A 23,427-nucleotide genomic window follows, 5' to 3' on the forward strand; every position below is an offset into this window, starting at 1 on the left:
CCAGCCTATGCAACATCTAACCGCCTCAGAACTGGCCGCCTGGATTGCCGATCCGCAGCGGCCGACGCCGCTGTTGCTGGATGTGCGCGAACCCTGGGAATACGAAACCTGCCACATCGCGGCAGCGCAGCTGATGCCGATGCAGACGGTGCCGGCGCACCTGAACGACCTGGAGGAAGAGCAGGCCATCGTCTGCATCTGCCACCACGGCGCGCGCAGCATGCAGGTCGCCGCCTTCCTTGAGCGCCACGGCTTTTCCGCGGTAAGCAACCTGACCGGCGGCGTCCATGCCTGGGCGCAGCAGGTTGATCCGGCCATGCCGACCTACTAAACCTGCCGACATCGCTGCGGAGAGTGTAATGCGCAATACCCTGATTGCCTCCTTGATCGCGAGCGCGTTGCTGAGCATGAACGCGCAAGCCGTCGACCTGGTGCAAACCTACCAGCAGGCGCTGGCCAACGACCCGGTCTACACCAGCGCGCGCTATGCACTCAGCGCCGGCAACGAAGCCAGCGTGCAGGGCCGCGCGGCGCTGCTGCCGGTGGTCGGCTTCGGCGGCAATTACAGCCGCTCCGGGCAATCCTGGAACACCATTACCAACAATTACAGCTTGCAGCTGACCCAGCCGCTGTTCCGGCCCGCTTACTGGCAGCAGTATCAGGAAAGCAAGCTGTCGGTGGCCGCCAGCGAGGTCCGGTTCGCCCAGGCGCAGCAGGACCTGATCCTGCGCGTCAGCCAGGCTTACTTCGATACGCTGACGGCGCAAGACGTGCTGGCTTTCCTGCAGGCGCAGAAAAGCGCGATTGCCGAGCAGCTGGCTTCCGCCAAGCGCAATTTCGAAGTCGGCACGGCGACCATTACCGATACCAACGAAGCGCAAGCCAGCTACGATCTGGTGATCGCGCAGGAAATCGCGGCGACCAACAACCTGGAAGTCGCGCGCAACGTGCTGCAGCAAATCATCGGCAAACCGCCGGCGCCATTGGCGACCTTGCGCCCCGGAGTGCAGCTGAGCGCGCCGCAGCCGGCCGCGATAGAGACCTGGGTCAGCAGCGCCGAGGATCAGAATTTCGGCGTGATCGGCCAGCAGATCGCGCTGGATACGGCCAAGTACGACATCAAGAAGGCCCGCGCCGGCCATCTGCCCACAGTCGACCTGATCGCCAGCCGCGCGCACGCCGATGTCAGCGGCAGCGACATCCCTTTCAACAATATCTCGCAGACGGCCAACTCGATCGGCGTGCAATGGACCATTCCGCTGTATGCCGGCGGCGCGGTCAACAGCAGCGTGCGCCAGGCGGTAGCGTTGGAAGACAAGGCCCGCTCCGATCTGGAAAATGCGCGCAGGACCGCGGCATTGAATGCGCGCCAGGCCTATCTCGGCGTCAGCAGCGGCCTGGCCCAGGTGAAGGCCTATGAGGCGGCGGAAATTTCGAGCCAGTCGTCGCTGGATTCCAACCGTTTGGGCTACCAGGTCGGGGTACGCATCAATATCGATGTGTTGAATGCGCAACAGCAGTTGTTTTCCACGCGCAGGGATCTGGCCAAGGCGCGCTATGACACGCTGATGAACAGCCTCAAGCTGAAATCGGCGGTGGGCACCTTGAAAGAAGACGATCTGCAACAGATCAATGTTTTGCTGGCGCCGGCTGTTTATTGAGACAGCGGCACATGCATCCGGCCGAAAGCCGCAGCCGGCGGGGCTGCGCGGCCATCGCCACTATCTGACCCCGCACCCGTCCGGCAACTTGCAAGACCAGCCTGTAACACTCAGGCAGGCGGCGTTTTGAGCATGAACGGCGAGGTCTTGAACATGTGGATGCAGTTGTCGACCACCTTCGATACGTTCTCGGTGAGATCGAAGCTGTGCGGACTAAAGGTCCAGTTGTTCAAAATACCGAACAACAGGCCTTGCACCATGACCGCGGCCAAGATAGGATCTAGATCGCGCGGCAGCTGCCCTTTTGCAACCGCAAATCGCAGCAAGCGTTCTATATCGGTACGGCCTTGCAAAAAGCACTCATGCTGGCGGATATAAATCGGATCCTGCGGATCCACCAGTTCGCACTTGTGCAGAACGATTTCAAAGATTTTGCGCGACTGCGGATTGAGCGTCGCTTCTTGCAAGGTAAACAAACATCGGTTGCGAAATTGATTCAACGGATCGTGCGCATTTTCGTCGGCGGTTTTTTCGATCATCGCTTCCATCGGCAAGCGCACGCGCTCGCACATGGCATCGAATAAATCGCTCTTGTTCTTGAAGTGCCAATAGATAGCACCGCGCGTCACGTCGGCTGCGCTGGCGACATCCGCCAGCGTAGTGCGCGCCACGCCGTGCCGGTGAAACACTTCCGCCGCCGCGTCCAGGATGCGGCCACGCGTTTCCAGTGCTTCTTCTTTTGTACTTCTAGCCATTTTGAGCCGACCTCCAAACCGTCATGATATTTTGTGCATTTGCAGCAAATAATTAAATAGCAACACGTACTTGGCATCGCCATTCGTGCAAGCCAGTACATACATTCGTGCATGTATGTATAATAGCAGGATTCCGGCTGCTCGACCCGCTTTCCGCTGGCGCAGGGTTCCGTAGCCTCCGGTGCACCAAAGCAATTACTTATATATCCTATGTCATTTCCAGAAGCAGAGTCACCTGTCAGATTTGCAGTCTTTCCTCAATTACCGTGCGAGAATTTTATGAATTCAGTTAGCTCTATCAGTCGTCTCACGCGTATCACCCTGGCTGTCGCGGTATTGTCCGCGGTCGCTGCCTGCGGCAAAAAGCCGGACGCCCAAGGTGCGCCACCTCCAGCCGGTGTTTCCATCATCACTATCGCACCGGAACGGCTGGCTCTCACAACCGAATTGCCTGGCCGCCTGGAAGCTACCCGCATCGCCCAGATCGGCGCCCGCGCCGCCGGCATCGTGCTCAAGCGCACTTTCCGCGAAGGCAGCGACGTCAAGGCCGGACAGACTCTGTACCTGATCGATCCGGCGCCGCTGCGCGCAACCTACGACAGCGCGCAGGCAGCGCTGGCCAAGGCTGAAGCAAATCTGACCACCGCTACACTGAAAGCCCAGCGCTACAAACCGCTGGTCGAAGTGAATGCCGTCAGCAAGCAGGATTACGACGATACCGTGGCAGCGCAGAAGCAAGCCGCGGCAGATGTCGCCGCCGCCAAGGCCGCGCGCGCAACCGCCAGCCTGAACCTGGGCTACGCCACTGTCACCTCGCCGATTTCCGGCCGCATCGGCAAGGCGCTGGTGACCGAAGGCGCATTGGTCGGCCAGGGCGAAGTCACCCAGCTGGCAACCGTGCAGCAGATCGATCCGATCTACGTCAACCTGACCCAGTCCAGCACCGACATCCTGAAATTGCAGGAAGCGATGCGCAACGGCCAGCTGCAAAGCGCGGGCCAAGGACAGGCCAAGGTCAGCCTGGAAACCGAGGACGGCCACGCCTACCCGCAATCAGGCAAGCTGCTGTTTTCCGACCTGACGGTGGATCCGAATACCGGCTCCGTCACTTTGCGCGCCGAGTTCCCGAATCCGGACCACAGCCTGCTGCCAGGCATGTACGTGCGCGCCAAGCTGGAACAGGCCGTCAATGGCGCTGCCCTGACCGTGCCGCAACAGGCGGTCCAGCGCGACCTCAACGGCGCTTCGGTGTTCCTGGTGGGTGCTGACAACAAGGTCGCCGTGCAGCCGGTGAAGGCCGACACCGCACAAGGCGACAAATGGATCGTCACTGAAGGCTTGAAAGCTGGCGACAAGGTCATCGTCGATGGTTTGCAAAAGGTGAAACCGGGCGCAGTGGTCAATCCATCGCCTTGGAAACCGGCTGCCGCTGCAGCAGGTAATGCAGCCGCAGCCGCACCCGCCGCTCCGCAAGCTGATACAACATCTAAAGCTAAATAAGGAGCCTACTGATGGGCAAGTTTTTCATCGACCGCCCCGTGTTTGCGTGGGTGCTCGCCGTATTCATCCTGCTCGGGGGTGCTCTGGCGATCACGCAATTACCGGTGGCCCAGTATCCTTCGATTGCACCGCCGACGATTGTCGTCAGCGCAGCCTATCCCGGCGCTACCGCGCAAACCATCGACGATAGCGTTACCAGCCTGATCGAACAGGAAATGAACGGCGCCGACGGCTTGCAGTACATCGAGTCGCAAAGCCAGGCCGACGGCTCGGTCGCGATCACCGTGACGTTTTCGCCGGAAACCAACGCCGACCTGGCCGCGGTGGATGTGCAGAACCGCCTGAAACGGGTGGAAGCACGGCTGCCTGCGGTGGTTACGCAGAACGGCGTGCAAGTCACCAAATCGCGCAGCAACTTCCTGATGTTCATCGGTCTTTCATCGACCGACGGCAAACTCGACCCGATCGCGCTGGGCGACTATCTGTCGCGCAACGTGCTCAATGAAATCAAGCGCGTGCCAGGCGTCGGCCAGGCCCAGCTGTTTGGCACCGAACGCGCCATGCGCATCTGGATCGACCCGGCCAAGCTGGTTGGCCTGAACCTGACCCCGGCCGATGTCACCGCCGCCATCAGCGCGCAAAATGCGCTGGTCGCCGGCGGTACGCTGGGCGATCTGCCTAGCCCTGGCAGCCAGCAGATTTCCGCCACCGTGGTAGCTACCGGCCAGCTCAATACCGTCGAACAATTCGGCAAGATCCAGCTGCGCGCCAATTCGGACGGCTCCATCGTCCGTCTGCGCGATGTTGCGCGTATCGAAATCGGCGGCCAGTCTTACGCCACCGCCGGCCGCCTCGACGGCAAGCCGACTTCTTTCGTCGGCGTGCAGCTCTCGCCTACCGCCAATGCTCTGGGCACAGCGACAGCAGTCAAAGCCAAGATGAAAGAGCTGTCCAAGTACTTCCCGGCCGGCGTCCAGTACGAGATCCCTTACGACACCTCGAAATTCGTCAAGATTTCGATTGAAGAAGTGGTCAAGACCCTGGTGGAAGCGATCATCCTGGTGTTCCTGGTGATGTACCTGTTCCTGCAAAACATCCGCTATACCCTGATTCCTACCGTCGTGGTTCCGGTGGCGTTGATGGGTACTTTTGCGACGCTGCTGCTGTTCGGCTTCTCGATCAACGTCCTCACCATGTTCGGCATGGTGCTGGCGATCGGCATCCTGATCGACGATGCCATCGTGGTGGTGGAAAACGTCGAGCGCATCATGAGCGAAGAAGGCTTGTCGCCGCGCGAAGCAACCCGCAAGGCGATGGGCCAGATTACCGGCGCGCTGATCGGCATCACGCTGGTGCTGATCGCCGTGTTCATCCCGATGGCATTCTTCAGCGGCGCGGTGGGTGCGATCTATCGCCAGTTCTCGCTGTCGATGGTGGCTTCCATGGTGTTCTCGGTATTGATGGCATTTACGCTGACGCCGGCGCTGTGCGCCACCATCCTGAAACCGGTGGAAAAAGGCCATCATCACGAGAAAAAGGGCTTCTTCGGCTGGTTCAACCGCAAGTTCAACGCCACCACCAACCGCTATCAAGGCGTCGTCGCCAAGATGCTGAACAAGACCGTCCGTTACCTGCTGGTGTATGGCGCCATCCTGATCTGCGTTGGGTTGCTGTACACGCGCCTGCCGGCATCGTTCCTGCCGGCCGAAGACCAGGGCTACATCATCACCAACGTGCAGTTGCCTGCCGGCGCCAGCAGCAACCGCACCCTGGAAGTGATCAAGCAGATCGAAGCGTATTACGCGAAACTGCCTGCGGTGGCCAATGTGGTGGCGATTACCGGCTTCAGCTTCTCCGGTAACGGCCAGAATGCCGGCCTGGTGTTCACGCCGCTGAAGGACTGGAGCCTGCGCGGACCTGACGAATCGGCCGATGCGATCGCCGGCAAGGCGTTCGGCGCGTTCTCGCAGATCAAGGACGCCATCGTCTATCCGCTGAATCCGCCGCCTATCCCGGAACTGGGCAACGCCACCGGCTTCACCTTCCGCCTGCAAGACCGTTCGGGACAAGGACATGCTGCATTGACCGCGGCGCGTAACCAGATGCTCGGCATGGCTGCGCAAAGCAAGATCCTCGCCGGAGTACGTCCTGAAGGCCTGGAAGATTCGCCGCAGCTGCAGCTCAACATCGACCGCGACAAGGCGAATGCGCTGGGCGTTTCGTTCAACGCCATCAACAGCACGCTGTCGACCGCGCTCGGTTCTTCCTACGTCAATGACTTCCCGAACCAGGGCCGCCAGCAACGCGTGATCGTGCAAGCCGATGCGAAGCAACGTCTGCAGCCGGAAGATCTGGCCAGGCTGTATGTCAAGAACACCCAGGGCACCATGGTGCCGTTCTCGTCGTTCACCAGCTCGGAATGGATCAAGGGTCCGGTGCAGCTGACGCGCTACAACGGCTATCCGGCGATGAAGATCTCCGGCGGCGCCGCGCCTGGCCATAGCACCGGCGAAGCGATGGATGAAATGGAAGCGCTGACCGCCAAGCTGCCGCCAGGCTTCGGCTTCGAATGGACCGGCCAGTCGCTGGAAGAAAAGACTTCCGGTTCGCAAGCGCCGATGCTGTACCTGCTGTCGCTGATCGCCGTGTTCCTGGTGCTGGCGGCGTTGTATGAAAGCACCTCGATTCCGCTGGCGGTGATGCTGGTGGTGCCGCTGGGTATTCTCGGCGCGCTGCTGGGCGTTACCTTGCGCGGCATGCCGAACGACGTCTACTTCAAGGTCGGGATGATTACCGTGGTCGGCTTGTCGGCCAAGAACGCGATTCTGATCATCGAATTCGCCAAAGACCTGCAGGCTGAAGGCAAGGGCCTGATCGAAGCGACGCTGGAAGCAGTCCACCTGCGTTTCCGGCCGATCCTGATGACCTCGTTTGCGTTCATCCTCGGCGTGTTGCCGCTGGCGATCAAGACCGGCGCCGGTTCAGGCAGCCAGCGCGCCATCGGTACCGGCGTCATGGGCGGCATGATCACGGCGACTGTACTGGCGGTGTTCCTGGTGCCGGTGTTCTTCGTGGTGGTGCGCAGTTTCTTCAAGGGCAGCGAACGCCAGCAAAGGCTGCACGATGCTAACAAAAAAATAGATGTGGAGAGTCAGCATGTTTAATATGACAATTGCTGCGTCATTACCCAAGAACCTGACCGGCGCCCTGCTGCTGGCAGGCGTGCTCTCGGCTTGCACCATGGCGCCGACCTACGTGCGGCCGGAAGCGCCGGTAGCCGGCAGCTATCCGGCTGCGGCTGACGGCAAGACGCAATACGCTGCGGTGGAACTCGGCTGGCGCGAATTTTTTCCGGACCAGCGCCTGCAGGCGCTGATCGCATCCGCGCTGGAAAACAATCGTGACCTGCGTACCGCTGCCTTGAACATCGAGGAAGCGCGGGCGCAGTACGACATCACTGCATCCGATGCCCTGCCTCACTTCAATGGCAACTTCAGCCGTACCCGTGGCCGCACAGCCGCGGATCAGCTGGTTCCCGGCCAGCCTGCGGTCGGCACCGCCTACCAGGTCGGCTTGAACATGACGGCTTTCGAGCTGGATTTCTTCGGCCGCGTACGCAGCTTGAAAGATGCCGCCCTGGCGAGCTACCTGGCGACGGAAGAAGCACGGCAATCAGCGCAAATCAGCCTGATTTCGCAAGTTGCCCAGGCTTACCTGACGGAACAATCGTATGCCGAACAGCAGCAGCTGGCGCAGCAGACGCTGGACAGCCGCCTGGACGACTACAAGCTGGACAAGATGCGTTTCGACGTCGGCGCTTCTTCTGCGCTCGACCTGCGCAACTCGGAAACGCTGGTGCAGTCGGCACGCGTCTCGCTGGCCACGCTGGCGCGCCAGCGCGGCCAGGCCACCAATGCCTTGGTGCTGCTGGTCGGCAAGCCGCTAGGCGAACTGCCGGCGTCGCAATCGCTGTCCGATGAAAAGATCGTCAGCGAAATCCCGGCCGGCCTGCCCTCCGACTTGCTGAACCGCCGCCCGGATATCCGCCAGGCAGAGCAGCAGCTGCGCTCGGCCAACGCGAATATCGGCGCTGCCCGCGCCGCCTTCTTCCCGACCATTTCACTGACCGCCGGGATCGGCAATTCCAGCACTTCGCTGGGCAGCCTGTTCTCGGCCGGCAGCCGTACCTGGTCGTTCGTGCCGCAATTGACGCTGCCGATCTTTGAAGGCGGACGCAACCGCGCCAATCTGTCGCTAAGCGAAATCCGCAAGAATCTGGCGATTGCCAGCTACGAAAAGACCATCCAGAGCGCATTCAGGGAAGTATCCGATGCGCTGGTCGCGCGCAGCACGCTGGATGAGCAGCTGGCAGCGCAGGATGCTTTCGTCAAGGCGCAGGAAGAACGCGTGAAACTGACCGATCTGCGCTACAAGAACGGCATCGCCAGTTCCACCGACCGCCTGAATGCGCAACGGGACCTGTTCTCGGCGCAGCAAGCCTTGATCCAGACGCGGCAACTGCGTTTGAACAATGCGATCGATCTGTATCGTTCGCTGGGGGGCGGCTTGAATGAAAATACCGTCGTGGCGGCGAAATCCTGACCTGGGTTCAGCCAACGTACTGATGTAATGAAAAACGCCGCACTTGTGCGGCGTTTTTACTGGGCGCTTCCGTTTCAATACCGGCGAACGGAAAAGAATACGGCGCTAGCATCGAGAACGATTCTTAGCTGTTCACTGCCGCAGCCAGGAAACCTTCTGCAAGGGCCACCTGCCTAATATGGAATAAGGAAGATTCTGGCCAATATGGCGATGTAGCAATACGAATTCGCGCACCGTCCACTCTACCGCTGCTACCGCATGGCTGGGAACTCGCTCGGGTTCATACAGCAAGGTCACATGAGGCGTCATGCCTGCAGGAATACCCTTGAAACCAAAACGGCGCAGCCTGCCTGCCAGACCTTGATGCAGCGTCTCCAAACCGATAACGCCCTCGTCGCCGCAAAGAACAATGGGGTAATTTCCTGACACGCTGGATTTGTTGCGAAAGGTCTGGACATGGTCGAACCGGACTCTAAACGCCGTCTGTTCAATCTGTGAAGCGGCGCCAGCCGCGGCAGCAAGCAGATCATGCGGCAGTCCCAGATACTCGCCCAGGATCGCAAGCGTAATGTGCAACTGTCCTGCATGAACCGCGGCGCCGTGCAAGTCATGTTCAAGGCGCAAGGCATGAGTAAGCTGTTCAATGCGTGCAGCAGCGGGCTTCTCCGGTAAAACGGCAAAAAGCAAGCGGTCTGTCGCCTTTTGCGAGGAATCGAAACCGGGCAACGATGTCTTTCTAGTAGACATGCAATGGGTTTTCCTTCAAAAAATCTGCTTCTTCACAGATTACCGGAAAACGCAGTTTTAATCGCAGATGGACGCTTAATCCGGATTATCGGGTTGATACCGATTCAGCCAACGCACATCAACTGGCCGCCGCTACCTCGCCAGCTTGCTGTGACTGGCCTGAGCGGATCTTGAACCACAAGATCCCCAGCCACTCATGCAAGGCGTAATCGCTGCGATACATGCCTTTCCCGGACGGCAAGAAACTCCTGAGGATAAGCCGCTCGTGGCTAAAAAAAATGGTCGGCGCAATCACCACCTCCAGTCCAGCCTGCGCGAACATCATCTGCGCGCGCGGCATGTGTAAGGCGTCCGTGACCAGCAAGATTTTCCTGACGCCGGCCTGCTGCAAAATGGCGGCAGAGAATTTCGCATTCTGGGCAGTATCGTCTGATGCTTCTTCGCGCCATTTTACCGGCACCGCAAAATCTTCCTGCAAGCTATTTGCCATCAGCGCGGCTTCCGACACGCGCGAACCATCCGGCATGCCGCCGGATACCAATACCGGCAAACCAGTCTGGCGTTGCAACTTGGCGCCATAACGCAAGCGCGCAAGCGTCTGATAATTGGGCATGTCTTCGCCGTTATATTCAGGGGCGTTGCTTATGCGGCCACCGCCCAGTATGACAATTGCCTGCGCGCCGCCAGCTGCGCCAGCTTCTAATGCCGGCACTCGTCGCTCGAGTGGCCCGGCCAGCAGCAAAGCTCCCACTTCCGTACTCAGCACGAAAAGCAATAACAAAGAGGCGAAACTGACGACGATGCCAACGCTGGGATAGCTACGTCGCAATAACATGCCCACGATGATCAGCAAGATCAGACTGGCAGGCAAAAGCAGCAAGCTGCTGATTACCTTGGTAGCAATGACAGTTGCGTTCATGTTCAGTTAACCTTGATAAATGGCGCCAGCAACGCCATGGTGCGCGCCGTGGCGCCGCGATGCTGCTGCGCGAACTGGATGGCCTGCTGACCCATGGCCTGCCGTTGCGGATCGCTCTGCAGCAGCTGGAAGGCTGCGTCCAGCATGTGGCCGACGTCGCTCACCCGTTGCGCCGCGCCGGCAGCGATCGCTTGTTCGGTGATATCGGAAAAATTGAAAGTATGCGGACCGATCAACACCGGCTTGCCGACTGCGAAAGCTTCGATCAGGTTTTGCCCGCCCATCGGCAGCAGGCTGCCGCCGATGAAGGCCACATCGCACATGGCGTAATAAGCGAACATCTCGCCCATCGAATCGCCGACCAATACCTTGACCTGGGCCGGTACCGGCTGCCTGTCCATACTGCTGCGGCGCCATGGCGACAAGCCTTTCGCCGCCGCCATGGCCGCCACTTCGTCAAAGCGCTGCGGATGGCGCGGCACGATCACGACCAGCAAATCGGCCGGTAGCAAACGGACGTTGGCGGGATCTTGCAAACGCCTGGACAATCCCTCCAGGATCAATTCTTCCTCGCCCTCGCGGGTGCTCGCGCACAGCAGCACCGAACGGCGGCCGATCTGCTCCCGCAGCGTAGCGCCAAGCGTCAGCAACCCCGGCGACGGCGTGACGTCGAATTTCAGGTTGCCGGTAATCTGCACATTGCCGCCGCCAAGCTGGCGCAAGCGTCCGGCGTCGGCGTCGGTTTGCGCGCCAACGCAAGACATGCCACCGGCCGCCTCTGTCATCAGCGTCGCAAAGCGCTTGCCGCGCCGCAGGGAGCGTTCTGACAGGCGCGCATTGACCAGCGCCACCGGCACCTTGTAGCGTCCGCACTGGACGATCAGGTTCGGCCACACTTCGGTTTCCATCAACACGCACAGGCGAGGCGAAAAATGGCGCAGGAAGCGGCCTACCATCCAGCCGGTGTCATAAGGCAAAAAAGATTGCAGCACGCGCGGCGACTGCCCGAACAATTGCTTACCGGTCTCGCGTCCGGTCGCCGTCATGTGCGTCAGCAGAATCGCGTGCCCGGGATAGGCGTCGAGCAAAGCCTTGATCAAGGGTTCTGCCGCGCGCGTCTCGCCCACCGAGACGGCATGCACCCAGATAAATTTACCCACGGCCAGCTGCGGCGCCAGCGGCGGGTAAAAACCGATACGCTCCGCCACATGCTGACGGTAGCCCGGCTCCTTACCGCCACGCCGCCACAAGCGCAGCAATACCATCGGCATCGCCAGCCACCACACTGCGGAATACAGCAAACGGATGCGCCAGGCCCGGCCTGCATCAAAACCCGCTGCAGCCTTCATTCGGTCAGCACACGGCCGGTCAGGCGGCGCAGGATCGCCAACGGACTGGCGCCCGGGTCGTATTGCTTGGCTGCCGGCAGATGCAAGGTTTGTTCCATCATGTACTGACCGGCCATGACCGCGTGCGGCGTCTGGTCGGAAAAACATACCCACACCGACCCGGCGGCAAACGGCTGCGTCACTTGCGGACCGTTTTTCTGATAGTCCGGATCGGATTTCATGGCGTCGTGCAGCTGCAGCATCAGATGATCGTATTCGCTGCGCAGGGATTTGGTGATGTGCAGGGCATTCAGCGCGTACGCCTGCCAGCGCGAATAGCCTTTGACGCGCGGCAGGAAACGCTGTGCGACATCTTCGAACGGTTCGCCGACACGCCAGACACGCGGCACGCCATCCGGATTGACATTGGCGAACACGCGCAGGATGCGCTCGCCGTAATTCGGGCGCGACGGGAAAGCATCGACATGCAGGCGACGGTCATCGGCGCGCCAGGACTGGGCGCGGGTTTCCACCTGCATCGGCCGGTAGCTGGTGGGCGCCATGCGCAGTTCGCTGCGGGTATCGGCATAGGCCGGCAGCAAGGAATAAATCAGTTGCTGCGCCTGGCTGCGGAAACGTCCGATCATCTGGGCCAGCGCGGCCTGATCGGCGGCATCGCCCAACGCCCCCTTGAGCTTGCCGTTGGCGTCGAGACTAATGTTGCGGCTTTTAGGGTCGCGGATTGCCGGCGTCAGGAAGCGCTGTTCGTCGGCAGTGAAGGCAAAGTTCAGATGGGGAAAGTACAGTACTTTTCCAGCCTCCAGGGCGGAAATCCAGGCTGAGTTGGGTGTGCTGATCTGCCAGTCGGCAAGATCGATTTCGATAATTTGTTGTTCCATGGCCGTATTATGCCGCGTTGCAATGACGGCGTGAACCACAGCTTCTATCAGCCTGTATTATAATTATCAAATAATTAACTTCGGGATATTTTATCAACTCGCATTGGCCGAGTTGCCGCTGCAGGGACGCTACATTTCCCTCTGTTGGCAAACAATAATCCATCCTATAATAAAACAGCATATTCCGAACGCTGTGGCATTACTGCACAAAGAGAGGTCTACCCATGGTTCACATGTCGCGGCGTCAGTTCCTTAAAACGACTGGCGCTACCCTGGCAGGCTCGAGCCTGGCGCTCATGGGATTTTCGCCGGCCCCCGCGCTGGCCGAAGTCCGCAACTATAAGCTGGCGCGCAGTGTCGAAACCCGCAACACCTGCCCCTACTGCTCTGTCAGTTGCGGAATCCTGATGTACAGCCTCGGCGACGGCGCCAAGAATGCCAAAGCCAGCATCTTTCATATCGAAGGCGATCCGGACCATCCGGTCAACCGCGGCACGCTTTGCCCCAAGGGCGCCTCCCTGCTGGATTTCGTGCACAGTCCCAGCCGCCTGCAGTTCCCGGAATACAGGGCTCCCGGCTCGAAGGAATGGAAACGCATGTCGTGGGACGATGCCCTGAGCCGCATCGCCACCTTGATGAAACAGGATCGCGACGCCAATTTCGTGGAAAAGACGCCGGAGGGCCTGACCGTCAATCGCTGGCTGACCACAGGCATGCTGGCAGCCTCGGCCAGCAGCAATGAAGTCGGCTACCTGACCCACAAAACCATGCGCAGCCTCGGGCTGCTGGCGTTCGACAACCAGGCGCGTGTCTGACACGGTCCGACGGTGGCAGGTCTTGCCCCGACGTTTGGCCGTGGAGCGATGACGAATCATTGGGTCGACATCAAGAATGCGGATGTAATACTGATTATGGGCGGCAATGCAGCCGAGGCCCATCCATGCGGTTTCAAATGGGTGACCGAAGCCAAGGCGCATAACAAGGCGAAGCTGATCGTGGTCGATCCGCGCTTTACGCGCTCGGCCTCGGTAGCCGATTTCTATGCGCCCATCCGCACCGGCACCGACATCATTTTCCTCGGCGGCGTCATCCGCTACCTGTTGGAGAAAGACCAGATCCAGCACGAATACGTCAAGAACTACACGGACTTCAGCTTCATCGTGCGCGAAGACTTTACCTTTGACGACGGGATTTTCTCGGGCTACAACGCGGACAAGCACAACTACAGCAAGACCACCTGGGATTACGAGCTGGGCGAGGATGGTTTCGTCAAGACCGATCCGACCCTGGCGCATCCGCGCTGCGTGTTCAACCTGATGAAGCATCACTATGAGCGCTATACGCCGGACATGGTGGAAAGCGTATGCGGCACGCCCAAGGATAAATTCCTGAAAGTGTGCGAAATGCTGGCCTCCACCGCCTCGCCGACGCGTGCCGGCACCATCCTGTACGCGCTCGGCTGGACCCAGCATTCGATCGGCTCGCAGATCATCCGCACCGGCGCCATGGTGCAGCTGCTGCTTGGCAATATCGGCATCGCCGGCGGCGGCATGAACGCCCTGCGCGGCCACTCGAATATCCAGGGGCTGACCGATCTGGGGCTGATGACCAATCTGCTGCCTGGCTATATGACCTTGCCGTCGGAAACCGAGCAGGATTTCGGCAAGTACATCGCCGCCCGCGCCAGCAAGCCGCTGCGTCCGAACCAGCTGAGCTATTGGCAGAACTACGGCAAATTCCACGTCAGCCTGATGAAATCCTGGTGGGGCGATGCCGCCACCGCGGACAACAACTGGGCCTACGACTACCTGCCCAAGCTGGACAAGCCCTACGACATGCTGCAAGTGTTCGAGCTGATGAAGCAAGGCAAGGTCAACGGCTATATCGCGCAGGGCTTCAACCCGCTGGCGGCAGCCCCGGACAAGGGCAAGATCGGCGCCAGCCTGGCCAAGCTGAAATTCCTGGTAGTGATGGATCCGCTCGCCACCGAAACTTCCGAGTTCTGGAAGAACTATGGTGCGTTCAACGACGTCGACCCGAGCCAGATACAGACCGAAGTATTCCGCCTGCCGACCACCTGCTTCGCCGAGGAAGAAGGTTCCCTGGTGAACTCCGGCCGCTGGCTGCAATGGCACTGGAAAGGCGCGGAGCCGCCGGGCGAAGCGCGCAGCGACCTGGAAATCATGTCGACCCTGTTCTTGAAGATGCGCAAGATGTATGCGAAGGATGGCGGCAAGTATCCCGATCCCATCGTCAAGCTGTCCTGGCCTTACGCCAATCCGGAAAGCCCGACCGCGGAAGAGCTCGCCAAGGAGTACAACGGCCGCGCGCTGAGCGACCTGGCCGATCCCAAGGATGCAAGCAAGATCGTGCGCAAGAAAAACGAGCAGGTGGCAGGCTTTTCCGAACTGCGCGACGACGGCAGCACCGCCTGCGGCTGCTGGATCTTCGCCGGCTGCTGGACCGAAGCCGGCAATCAGATGGCGCGCCGCGACAACTCGGATCCGACCAGCATCGGCCAAACCCTCAACTGGTCGTGGGCCTGGCCGGCCAACCGCCGTATCCTGTACAACCGCGCCTCGTGCGATCTCAACGGCAAGCCGTTCGACGCCAGGCGCAGGCTGATCGGCTGGAACGGCCAGAAATGGGGTGGCGTCGATGTGCCCGATTTCAAGGTGGATGAAGCCCCTGCCGGCGGTATGGGCCCGTTCATCATGAACCCGGAAGGCGTGGCGCGTTTCTTTGCCCGCGCCGGCATGGCGGAAGGACCGTTCCCGGTGCACTACGAACCGTTTGAAACGCCGGTCGGCTACAACCCGCTGTTCCCGAAGAATGCGGCGGCGACCAGCAATCCGGGGGCGCGCGTATTCCCTGACGACCGCGCCATGTTCGGCAAGGCAGATGCCTTCCCGCATGTCGGCACCACTTACCGGCTCACCGAGCACTTCCATTACTGGACCAAGCACGCCCGTCTCAACGCCATCATCCAGCCCGAGCAGTTTGTCGAAATCGGCGAGGACCTAGCGAAGGAAGTCGGCGTGGTGGCCGGCGAGCGGGTCAAGGTCAGTTCCAAGCGCGGCCACATCGTCGCCGTCGCCGTGGTGACCAAGCGCATCAAGAAAATGACGATTGAAGGCAAACCTGTGCATCACGTCGGCATCCCGATCCACTGGGGTTTCAAGGGCCTGACCAAGCCGGGCTATCTCGCCAACACGCTGACGCCGGGTGTGGGAGACGGCAATTCGCAAACGCCGGAATTCAAGTCGTTCCTGGTCAAGGTTGAGAAGGCATAGGAGAAACCATGGCCCTGCAATCCCTAGATATCAAGCGCGTCTCCGCCACCACCACGCCGCCGCCCAGCGTGCGCGAGCCGGTGACCGGCACTGTCGCCAAGCTGATCGACGTCACCAAATGCATAGGCTGCAAAGCCTGCCAGACCGCCTGCATGGAATGGAACGACCTGCGCGACGAAGTTGGCGTCAATGTCGGCGTGCTCGACAATCCGCCCGACATGACGGAACACTCGTGGACCGTGATGCGCTTTTCGGAGTACGAAAATCCTGACGGCAACCTGGAATGGCTGATCCGCAAGGATGGCTGCATGCACTGCGAAGATCCCGGCTGCCTCAAAGCTTGTCCGTCACCCGGTGCGATCGTCCAGTACAACAATGGCATCGTCGATTTTCATGAGGAAAACTGCATCGGCTGCGGTTACTGCGTGACCGGTTGTCCGTTCGATGTGCCGCGCATTTCGAAGAAAGACAACAAGGCCTACAAGTGCACGCTCTGCTCGGACCGGGTCGCCGTCGGCCAGGAACCGGCCTGCGTCAAGACCTGCCCGACCGGCGCCATCGTCTTCGGCACCAAGGAAGACATGAAGGAGCACGCGGCGGAACGCATCGTCGACCTCAAGGAACGCGGCTTTGCGCAGGCCGGCTTGTACGATCCGCCGGGCGTGGGCGGCACCCATGTGATGTATGTGCTGCACCATGCCGACAGGCCGTCGCTGTATCACGGCTTGCCGGACAATCCGCGCATCAGCCCGCTGGTCGGTCTGTGGAAAGGCGTCGCCAAACCGCTGGCGCTGGCCGGCATCGCCATGACCGCGCTGGCCGGCTTCTTCCATTACATCAAGGTCGGCCCGAACGAAGTCACGGAGGAGGACAAGGCCGCGGAAGAGGAAGAATCCGACGCCTTCAAGCGTGCCGCTCTGCTGACGGCGCCCGAGAACAATGCGAACGATCCCAACATCAACGCACAGGATCTGCCACCATGAACAAGCACCAGCGAGATGTAGACAAAGACAAGATCGTCCGTTACAACGCCGGCGAACGCATCAATCACTGGCTGGTCGCCATCACCTTCGTGGTGCTGGCGCTGTCGGGCCTGGCCCTGTTCCATCCGGCGATGTTCTGGCTCAGTTTCGTGCTCGGCGGCGGCCCCTGGACCCGCATCCTGCATCCCTTCATCGGGCTGCTGATGTTTGTCTGCTTTGCGCTGCTGGCGCTGCGTTTCTGGCGTCACAACCTGATCGAGAAGAATGACATCGCCTGGCTGGAAAACGTCGGCGACGTCATCAACAACCGCGAAGAAAGCCTGCCGCCGGTGGGACGCTACAACGGCGGGCAGAAGTTATTGTTCTGGGTAATGATCGCCTGCATGGCCGGCTTGCTGCTGTCCGGCATCGTCATCTGGCGCGCCTGGTTCTCCTGGCTGTTCCCGATCTTTGTGATCAGGCTTGCGGTGCTGCTGCATGCGCTATGCGGCTTTGTCCTGATCGCCGGCATCGTGGTGCATATCTATGCAGCCATCTGGGTCCAAGGGACAGTCGGCGCCATGACGCGCGGCACGGTCAGCCGCGCCTGGGCGCGCAAGCATCATGCGGACTGGTACAGAAAAATGACTGGGGAGTAAAATTAACCATGCGACTCTTGCAGAATAATTAAGCTACATTAGCAACTTGCGTATCAAAAGGTAATTCACGAAAATAAACAGCGGCATGCTTTTCCGCGATTTCCGCGGTTGCCGATTGCTGCGAAAAAAGGAACTACCTTGCAACGTATCCTTGAACCAGGCGAAATCGAAGCGCTGGATCACAACGCGATTCCGCGCATCCGGCTGCCGCAGCGCGCCAGTGTTTTCAGCGACCGCGCGCGGCGCCTGAAACAACTGGCGGCAGGCAATCCTATCGGCGACTACCTGAATCTGATGGCATCGCTGGCGCAGGCCCAGCAGCAAGCATTGAACGGCTTGAACGGCGAAGCGGACAGCCATGCCCGCGACCAGGCGCGCCACAACCTGGCCCAAGCGCATCTGCTGCCGCTGATCCTGGCGACAGACCAGGTGCGCAGTCCGCATTGGCAGACAGTGCTGGATCAGCTGCTGGAGCAACTGGCAAAAGCCAGCGGCCTGCCGCCGCCGCTGATACAACTGATAGAGCGCATCCGGCAAACCGGCGCCAACCAGCGCGACAGCCAGGCCGAAGCCATCTTGCGGCGCAATAATGAAATCGTCGATCCGGCCAGCGCCCCGTTCTACGCCGCTGCCCTGCAGGTGATCTGCAGCGATCTGGTGACACGTTTTGATGTCCGCGACGTGCCCTTGCTCGACACCCCGGGCCTGTGTCCATGCTGCGGTTCCATGCCGGTTGCCAGCGTGGTGCGGATGGATGGCCAGTCGCAGGGCCATCGTTACCTGCAATGCGGCATGTGCGCCGCCGAATGGCATATGGTGCGCATCAAGTGCGCGTACTGCGACTCCACCAAAGGTATCGCTTATCAATCCATAGAAGACGAGCAGGCTGCCGGCGCAGCCGCCATCAAGGCGGAAACCTGCGATGAATGCCATAGCTGGCTGAAGATTTTTTACCAGGAAAAAGATCCTTACGTAGAACCCGTGGCGGACGATCTGGCGAGCCTGACGCTGGATCTGCTGATGGGTGAAACCGTGTATGCGCGGCGTCAGGGCAACCCCTTGCTGTGGCAAGCGGCGGAGGGCTGAATGCGCGCCGCGAACCCGCTCAGCAGTCCGCCACTAGCTTCAGTCAGCGACATTCCCTCGGTGGACCGGGTTCTGAATCTGCCGCAGCTCAAGCCTTTGCTGGCGCAATATGGGCGCACCCAGGTAACCGCCGCGGTACGCAAGCATCTGGATGGGCTCAGGGTCCAGGCCCTGGCCGGCAAACTCGCAGCTATCGACGTCGAGGAGCCCCAGCTCTGCGCGACGGTAGGGCAGCAACTGACTGACGCCAGCGGCCTGCACCTGCGTGCGATGTTCAACCTCAGCGGCACCGTACTGCATACCAACCTGGGACGCGCGCTGCTGCCGGACGAAGCGGTGCAGGCAGTGGTCAGCGCCATGACCTCGCCCGGCAATCTCGAATTCGACCTGGAGACCGGCGGCCGCGGCGACCGCGACAGCCTGGTGGAAGATATCTTGCGCGAACTCACAGGCGCCGAAGCCGTGACCGTGGTCAACAACAACGCCGCCGCGGTCTTTCTGATGCTCAATGCGCTGGCGCAAAAGAAAGAAGTGATTGTCTCGCGCGGCGAACTGGTGGAAATCGGCGGCGCCTTCCGCGTGCCCGACATCATGCAGCGCGCCGGCGCAAAGCTGGTAGAAGTCGGCAGCACCAACCGCACCCATGCGGCCGATTATGCCAACGCCATCAGCCCCCGCAGCGCCATGCTGATGAAAGTCCATTGCAGCAATTACGCCATCAGCGGCTTCACCAGCAGCGTCGATGTCGCCACGCTGGCGGAACTGGCGCGGCCGCACGGCGTTGCCGTGACGGTCGATCTTGGCAGCGGCACCTTGCTTGACCTGACGCAGTGGGGCTTGCCGAATGAAACCACGGTGCGCGAAACCATCCGCCAAGGCGCCGATCTCGTAACCTTCAGCGGCGACAAGCTGCTGGGCGGGCCGCAATGCGGCATCATCGTCGGCCGCGCCGACCTGATAGGCCGCATCAAAAAAAATCCGCTGAAACGCGCGCTGCGCGTCGGCAAGCTGACCCTGGCCGCACTGGAGCCGGTGCTGCGCCTGTATCTGGCGCCGGAATTCCTGACTGAACGGCTTACCACCCTGCGCCTGCTGACCCGTCCGCAAGCGCAAATACGGGCCCAGGCAGAACGCCTGCTGCCGGCGTTGCAGAAGACGCTGGCAAACCGCTACACAGTGAACGCCGAAGCAATGTTCAGCCAGATCGGCAGCGGCGCCTTGCCGGTCGACCAGCTGCCGAGCCACGGCCTGGTGCTGCGCGCCGATAACGCCGGCGGCAAACGCCACGGCCGCGCGCTCGACAAGCTGGAACGGGCGCTGCGGCAGTTGCCGCGGCCGGTGGTCGGACGCATCGCCAACGACGCCCTGTGGCTGGATTGCCGCTGTCTGGAACAACACGAGGAAGCCAGCTTCATCTCGCAACTGCAGGAACTGTCCCTATGATCGTCGGCACCGCCGGGCATATCGATCACGGCAAGACCACGCTGATCAAAGCGCTGACCGGCGTCAACACCGACCGTCTCAAGGAAGAACAGGAACGCGGCATATCGATTGAACTAGGCTACGCCTACACCGCGCTGCCGAATGGTGAAGTGCTGGGGTTCATCGACGTTCCCGGCCACGAGCGCCTGGTGCACACCATGGTGGCCGGCGCCAGCGGCATTGATTTCGCGCTGCTGGTGATCGCCGCCGACGACGGCGTCATGCCGCAGACACGTGAGCACCTGGAAATACTCCAGTGGCTGGGCGTCGACGCCGGCGCCGTGGCCGTGACCAAAATCGACCGCGTCGATGCGGCGCGTATTGCCGATGTCACCATTGAGATTCGAGCCCTGCTGGCGGGCAGCAGGCTGGCTGGCGTCCCGATATTCAACGTGGCGGCGCATCTGCCGCAAGATGCCGGAACCACGGCCCTGCAACAGCATCTGCATGCCGTAGCGCAAAGCATGCCGCCGCGCCGCGCCGACGGACTGTTCCGGCTGGCGATAGACCGGGTATTCACTCTGCCGGGACACGGGACGGTGGTCACCGGCACCGTTTTCTCCGGCCAGGTCCGCAGCGGCGATCATCTGGCGCTGATGCCGGCCGGCGACACGGTGCGCGTGCGCAGTCTGCATGTGCAAAATCGCCCCGCCGCCAGCGGCAGCGCCGGCCAGCGCTGCGCACTCAACCTGAGCGGCATCGACAAGGACGCCATTAAGCGCGGCGACTGGCTGGCGGATTCGCGCGCGCTAACGCCATCGACACGGATTGACGTCGAGTTGCAACTATCGGCAAGCGCCGGCCTGATGCTACGCAACCGTTCTCTCCTGCACGTCCATCTCGGCACCCTGCACCAGCTTGCACACGTCACCCTGCTGGAGGGGAGCACCCTGAACGCCGGCAATCGCTGCCGGGTGCAGCTGCAGTTTGAATCCGCCGTCTGCGCGACGCCAGGCGACCGTTTTATCGTCCGCAATGCGCAGGCCAGCATGACAGTCGGCGGCGGCCACGTGCTCGACCCGACCGCCCCGGCCAGAAAGCGGCGCACACCGGAACGGCAGGCCTGGCTCGATGCGATCGAACAGATGCTGAACGGCGCCGGCCTCAAGCCCTTGCTGCAAACGACCTCGCCCGGCGGCTTGCGCCTGTCGACGCTGATGCAACTCAGCGGCTTGCCATCGGATGCCTTGCCTTTGCCACCCGACGCGCAGACGATTGCAACCGGCTCACTGGAACAGGATAGATTTGTCATGCTGTCGGCCCAATGGCACACTCTGAAGGCACGTGCGGTCGACGCACTTACGGATTTCCATGTGCGCTTTCCCGATGAGCAAGGCGTCGATGGCGGGCGTCTGCGGCGCATGGCGCAGCCGACGCTGGACAGCGCGCTGTGGCTGGCGGTTCTGACGTCTCTCACCGAGGACGGCACGATACAGCGTAGCGGGCCATGGCTGCATCTACCGCAACATGCAATCGCGCTGTCGGAAAGCGAACAGGCGCTGGCGACGCAACTGCTGGCCACGCTTGCCGCCGCAGGTTTCGATCCGCCGTGGGTGCGCGACCTGGCACGGGCCCATTCTCTGCCTGAAGAGCAGGTGCGCCAGCTGTTGCGGAAACTGCTGCGGCAAGGGCTGCTTTATCAAATTGAGCGGGACCTGTTTTATCACCATGAACGCATGCGCGAACTGGCTGCGCTGATGACCAGTCTGATTGCGCGGCAAGAGACAGAGGGCAACGCTTCGGCTGCTGTCGGAGTGAGCGCTGCAAGCTGGCGCGACGCCACCGGCCTTGGACGCAAACGGGCGATTCAGATCCTGGAATTTTTTGATCGTGTGGGGTATACCCGCCGCCTGCGTGATGCGCACGTGTTGCGCGGCGGCGACCTGGACTGGTTCTGATGACGTAGAAATTGCGAATCAGGATAAGATAGCGCAGCAAGGAAGGCACACGTATCCGGTGATGCGGCCGGGCTTCAAACCCGGTGGGGGGTGCCAGTCACTCCCGGGTAGGTTCGACTCCTGCTGCCTTCCGCCAATCGGCTTACGCCGCCAACGTATCGACTGCCAGCGCAACCTGCTCCACCGTTGGTGGCATGCCGATTTCCCCCAGGTTGATGATCTGCGGTGACCAGTTTCCTTCGGTTTTCCAGCGCGGAGAATCACAGTACAGCTCGATGGTTGGACGATTGAAGGCGGCCGCAATGTGCGTCAAGCCGGTATCAACGCCGATCACCAAAGCGGCGCGCTGCGCCAGCAATACTGCGTCCATCAAAGGCAATTTAGGCAGCACGCGGGCATTGCTCATTTGACTGGCCAATTGCTCGGCATTGCTTTTCTCCGCGTCACTGCCCCAAGGCAGCAGCACCGGCAAGCCGCGCTCCGCAAGCAGGGCGGCAATCCGCACCCAATTGGCATTGGACCACTGCTTGGCGGCGCGCGCCGTGCCGTGGAAGAAAACCGCATATGGTATAGCTGGCAACCATGCAGGACAGTCCACAGGCTTCATGGCCGCAGGATGCAGATTGAAATCAGCTACGCCGTCGACGCTGTAGCCAAGCGCCTTTGCCGCTACTTCACGGGCACGCAATACAGCGTGCGTACGCAGGCCCACCTCGACGCTCTTGGTATGAAATACGCGTGACAGCGGCTCATAGCCTGAGCCCTCAGTCGCATTCGCCAATCCGACCCGTTGGCCACCTGGCGCAAGCCGCGCCATCCGCATTACTACACTGGTTTTCAGCAATCCTTGTGTATCGAACACGAAATCGTAGGCATCCTGCTTGAGCTGTTGCCTGAAATTCGAAATTTCCGCCCTTGTGGCTGCAGACGACAGACTCTTGCGCCAGCGCCGCAAGGCAATCGGGATGATGCGGCGCACGTCAGGATTCATGCGCACCAGGCCGGTATATCCCTCTTCCACGACCCAGTCGATATTCGCATCGGGAAATTGGCGCCGGATATCCGACACCATAGGCATGTTATGCACCACGTCTCCGAGGGAGGAGACGCGGACGATCAGGATGTTCAAATCGCGGCCATTTCGACAGGTTGATCAGAAAGGCAGCGATGCATCGGGCTTGGCAGCCAGGATCACGCGCTTGAATTCAGACTGGATCCGCGCCAGCGCCTGCTCCGACTCGGCCTCAAAGCGCATCACGACCACCGGCGTGGTATTGGATGAACGCGCCAGGCCGAAACCATCGGCGTATTCAACGCGCAAGCCGTCGATTTTGATGATCTCTTCCGCGCCGGGAAAGCTCGCCTCATTCTGCAATTTCTCGATCAGGGTGAAGTTCTCCCCTTCTTCCAGTTTCAATTGCAGCTCAGGCGTGCTGGACGATTGCGGCAAGGCGTTCAGCAGTGCGGACGGATCGCTTTCACGGCTCAGCAGTTCCAGCAAGCGCGCACCGGCATACAGGCCATCGTCGAAACCGTACCAGCGATCCTTGAAGAAAACGTGGCCGCTCATTTCACCGCCCAGCGGCGCGCCGGTTTCCCGCATCTTGGCCTTGACCAGCGAGTGGCCGGTCTTCCA

17 protein-coding genes, 1 tRNA gene and 1 pseudogene are annotated in these 23,427 nt (G+C 60.9%); 12 read left to right on the forward strand and 7 right to left on the reverse strand.

All coding sequences use genetic code 11. The features are described from left to right. Positions 1-7 precede the first annotated feature (7 nt). Positions 8-331: a rhodanese-like domain-containing protein gene (locus AC07V8_RS06065; RefSeq protein ID WP_061937507.1), complete on the forward strand. Its 324-nt coding sequence runs from the start codon at positions 8-10 to the stop codon at positions 329-331. Positions 332-359: 28 nt separating this feature from the next. Further along, the gene (locus AC07V8_RS06070) at positions 360-1,661 is read left to right on the forward strand and encodes a TolC family outer membrane protein (protein WP_494677734.1); all 1,302 of its coding nucleotides are present in this window, start codon (positions 360-362) and stop codon (positions 1,659-1,661) included. Positions 1,662-1,771: 110 nt separating this feature from the next. Here AC07V8_RS06070 and AC07V8_RS06075 read toward each other — a convergent pair whose 3' ends face one another. Further along, positions 1,772-2,416: a TetR family transcriptional regulator gene (locus AC07V8_RS06075; protein ID WP_494677735.1), complete on the reverse strand. Its 645-nt coding sequence runs from the start codon at positions 2,414-2,416 to the stop codon at positions 1,772-1,774. Positions 2,417-2,695: 279 nt separating this feature from the next. Between AC07V8_RS06075 and AC07V8_RS06080 the strand changes: the two genes are divergently transcribed. Genes AC07V8_RS06080 through AC07V8_RS06090 form a run of 3 tightly spaced genes read left to right on the forward strand, consistent with a single transcriptional unit; the run spans position 2,696 to position 8,518 of the window. Continuing rightward, on the forward strand, positions 2,696-3,916 hold the full coding sequence (locus AC07V8_RS06080; RefSeq protein ID WP_494677736.1) for an efflux RND transporter periplasmic adaptor subunit: 1,221 nt from the start codon (positions 2,696-2,698) through the stop codon (positions 3,914-3,916). 11 nt (positions 3,917-3,927) lie between these two features. Beyond that, entirely contained in the window at positions 3,928-7,080 is a 3,153-nt protein-coding gene (locus AC07V8_RS06085) for an efflux RND transporter permease subunit (RefSeq protein WP_494677737.1), read from the forward strand. Continuing rightward, complete coding sequence (locus AC07V8_RS06090) at positions 7,073-8,518, forward strand: efflux transporter outer membrane subunit (RefSeq protein WP_494677738.1); 1,446 nt, start codon at positions 7,073-7,075, stop codon at positions 8,516-8,518. Before AC07V8_RS06085 ends, AC07V8_RS06090 begins: the two co-directional genes overlap by 8 nt. A gap of 132 nt (positions 8,519-8,650) precedes the next feature. Here the strand turns inward: AC07V8_RS06090 and AC07V8_RS06095 are convergent, their stop codons facing one another. The 4 genes from AC07V8_RS06095 to kdoO all read right to left on the reverse strand — a co-directional run bounded on the left by AC07V8_RS06095 (position 8,651) and on the right by kdoO (position 12,411). Next, positions 8,651-9,265 (reverse strand): 2'-5' RNA ligase family protein, encoded by a 615-nt coding sequence (locus AC07V8_RS06095; RefSeq protein ID WP_494677739.1) that lies wholly within the window; start codon positions 9,263-9,265, stop codon positions 8,651-8,653. Positions 9,266-9,383: 118 nt separating this feature from the next. Beyond that, on the reverse strand, positions 9,384-10,184 hold the full coding sequence (locus AC07V8_RS06100; RefSeq protein ID WP_494677740.1) for a YdcF family protein: 801 nt from the start codon (positions 10,182-10,184) through the stop codon (positions 9,384-9,386). Between the two features lie 2 nt (positions 10,185-10,186). Then, positions 10,187-11,533, reverse strand: a complete 1,347-nt coding sequence (gene waaA, locus AC07V8_RS06105; RefSeq protein ID WP_494677741.1) for a lipid IV(A) 3-deoxy-D-manno-octulosonic acid transferase — start codon at positions 11,531-11,533, stop codon at positions 10,187-10,189. After that, positions 11,530-12,411: a Kdo hydroxylase KdoO gene (gene kdoO, locus AC07V8_RS06110; RefSeq protein ID WP_494677742.1), complete on the reverse strand. Its 882-nt coding sequence runs from the start codon at positions 12,409-12,411 to the stop codon at positions 11,530-11,532. The genes waaA and kdoO overlap by 4 nt, the downstream gene beginning before the upstream one ends. A 224-nt stretch (positions 12,412-12,635) precedes the next feature. Here kdoO and fdnG point away from each other — a divergent pair, with 224 nt between their 5' ends. The 7 genes from fdnG to AC07V8_RS06145 all read left to right on the forward strand — a co-directional run bounded on the left by fdnG (position 12,636) and on the right by AC07V8_RS06145 (position 21,927). Next, entirely contained in the window at positions 12,636-15,704 is a 3,069-nt protein-coding gene (fdnG, locus tag AC07V8_RS06115; RefSeq protein ID WP_494677743.1) for a formate dehydrogenase-N subunit alpha, read from the forward strand. Between the two features lie 8 nt (positions 15,705-15,712). Beyond that, the gene (gene fdxH, locus AC07V8_RS06120) at positions 15,713-16,687 is read left to right on the forward strand and encodes a formate dehydrogenase subunit beta (RefSeq protein ID WP_494677744.1); all 975 of its coding nucleotides are present in this window, start codon (positions 15,713-15,715) and stop codon (positions 16,685-16,687) included. Then, complete coding sequence (locus AC07V8_RS06125; RefSeq protein WP_494677745.1) at positions 16,684-17,325, forward strand: formate dehydrogenase subunit gamma; 642 nt, start codon at positions 16,684-16,686, stop codon at positions 17,323-17,325. Before fdxH ends, AC07V8_RS06125 begins: the two co-directional genes overlap by 4 nt. Positions 17,326-17,463: 138 nt before the next feature. Further along, on the forward strand, positions 17,464-18,411 hold the full coding sequence (fdhE, locus tag AC07V8_RS06130) for a formate dehydrogenase accessory protein FdhE (protein ID WP_494677746.1): 948 nt from the start codon (positions 17,464-17,466) through the stop codon (positions 18,409-18,411). After that, complete coding sequence (selA, locus tag AC07V8_RS06135; RefSeq protein WP_494677747.1) at positions 18,412-19,854, forward strand: L-seryl-tRNA(Sec) selenium transferase; 1,443 nt, start codon at positions 18,412-18,414, stop codon at positions 19,852-19,854. Beyond that, the gene (selB, locus tag AC07V8_RS06140; RefSeq protein ID WP_494677748.1) at positions 19,851-21,791 is read left to right on the forward strand and encodes a selenocysteine-specific translation elongation factor; all 1,941 of its coding nucleotides are present in this window, start codon (positions 19,851-19,853) and stop codon (positions 21,789-21,791) included. The genes selA and selB overlap by 4 nt, the downstream gene beginning before the upstream one ends. Before the next feature lie 40 nt (positions 21,792-21,831). After that, positions 21,832-21,927 (forward strand) — tRNA-Sec (locus tag AC07V8_RS06145). A gap of 6 nt (positions 21,928-21,933) precedes the next feature. Here AC07V8_RS06145 and waaC read toward each other — a convergent pair. Beyond that, a complete protein-coding gene (gene waaC / locus AC07V8_RS06150; RefSeq protein WP_494677749.1) occupies positions 21,934-22,920 on the reverse strand; it encodes a lipopolysaccharide heptosyltransferase I in 987 nt (328 codons plus the stop codon). A 24-nt stretch (positions 22,921-22,944) separates the two neighbouring features. Then, a pseudogene (locus tag AC07V8_RS06155) lies at positions 22,945-23,427 on the reverse strand (phosphomannomutase/phosphoglucomutase); the annotation flags it as partial.

Source organism: Collimonas sp. GW821-FHT02H07 (genome assembly GCF_059421505.1).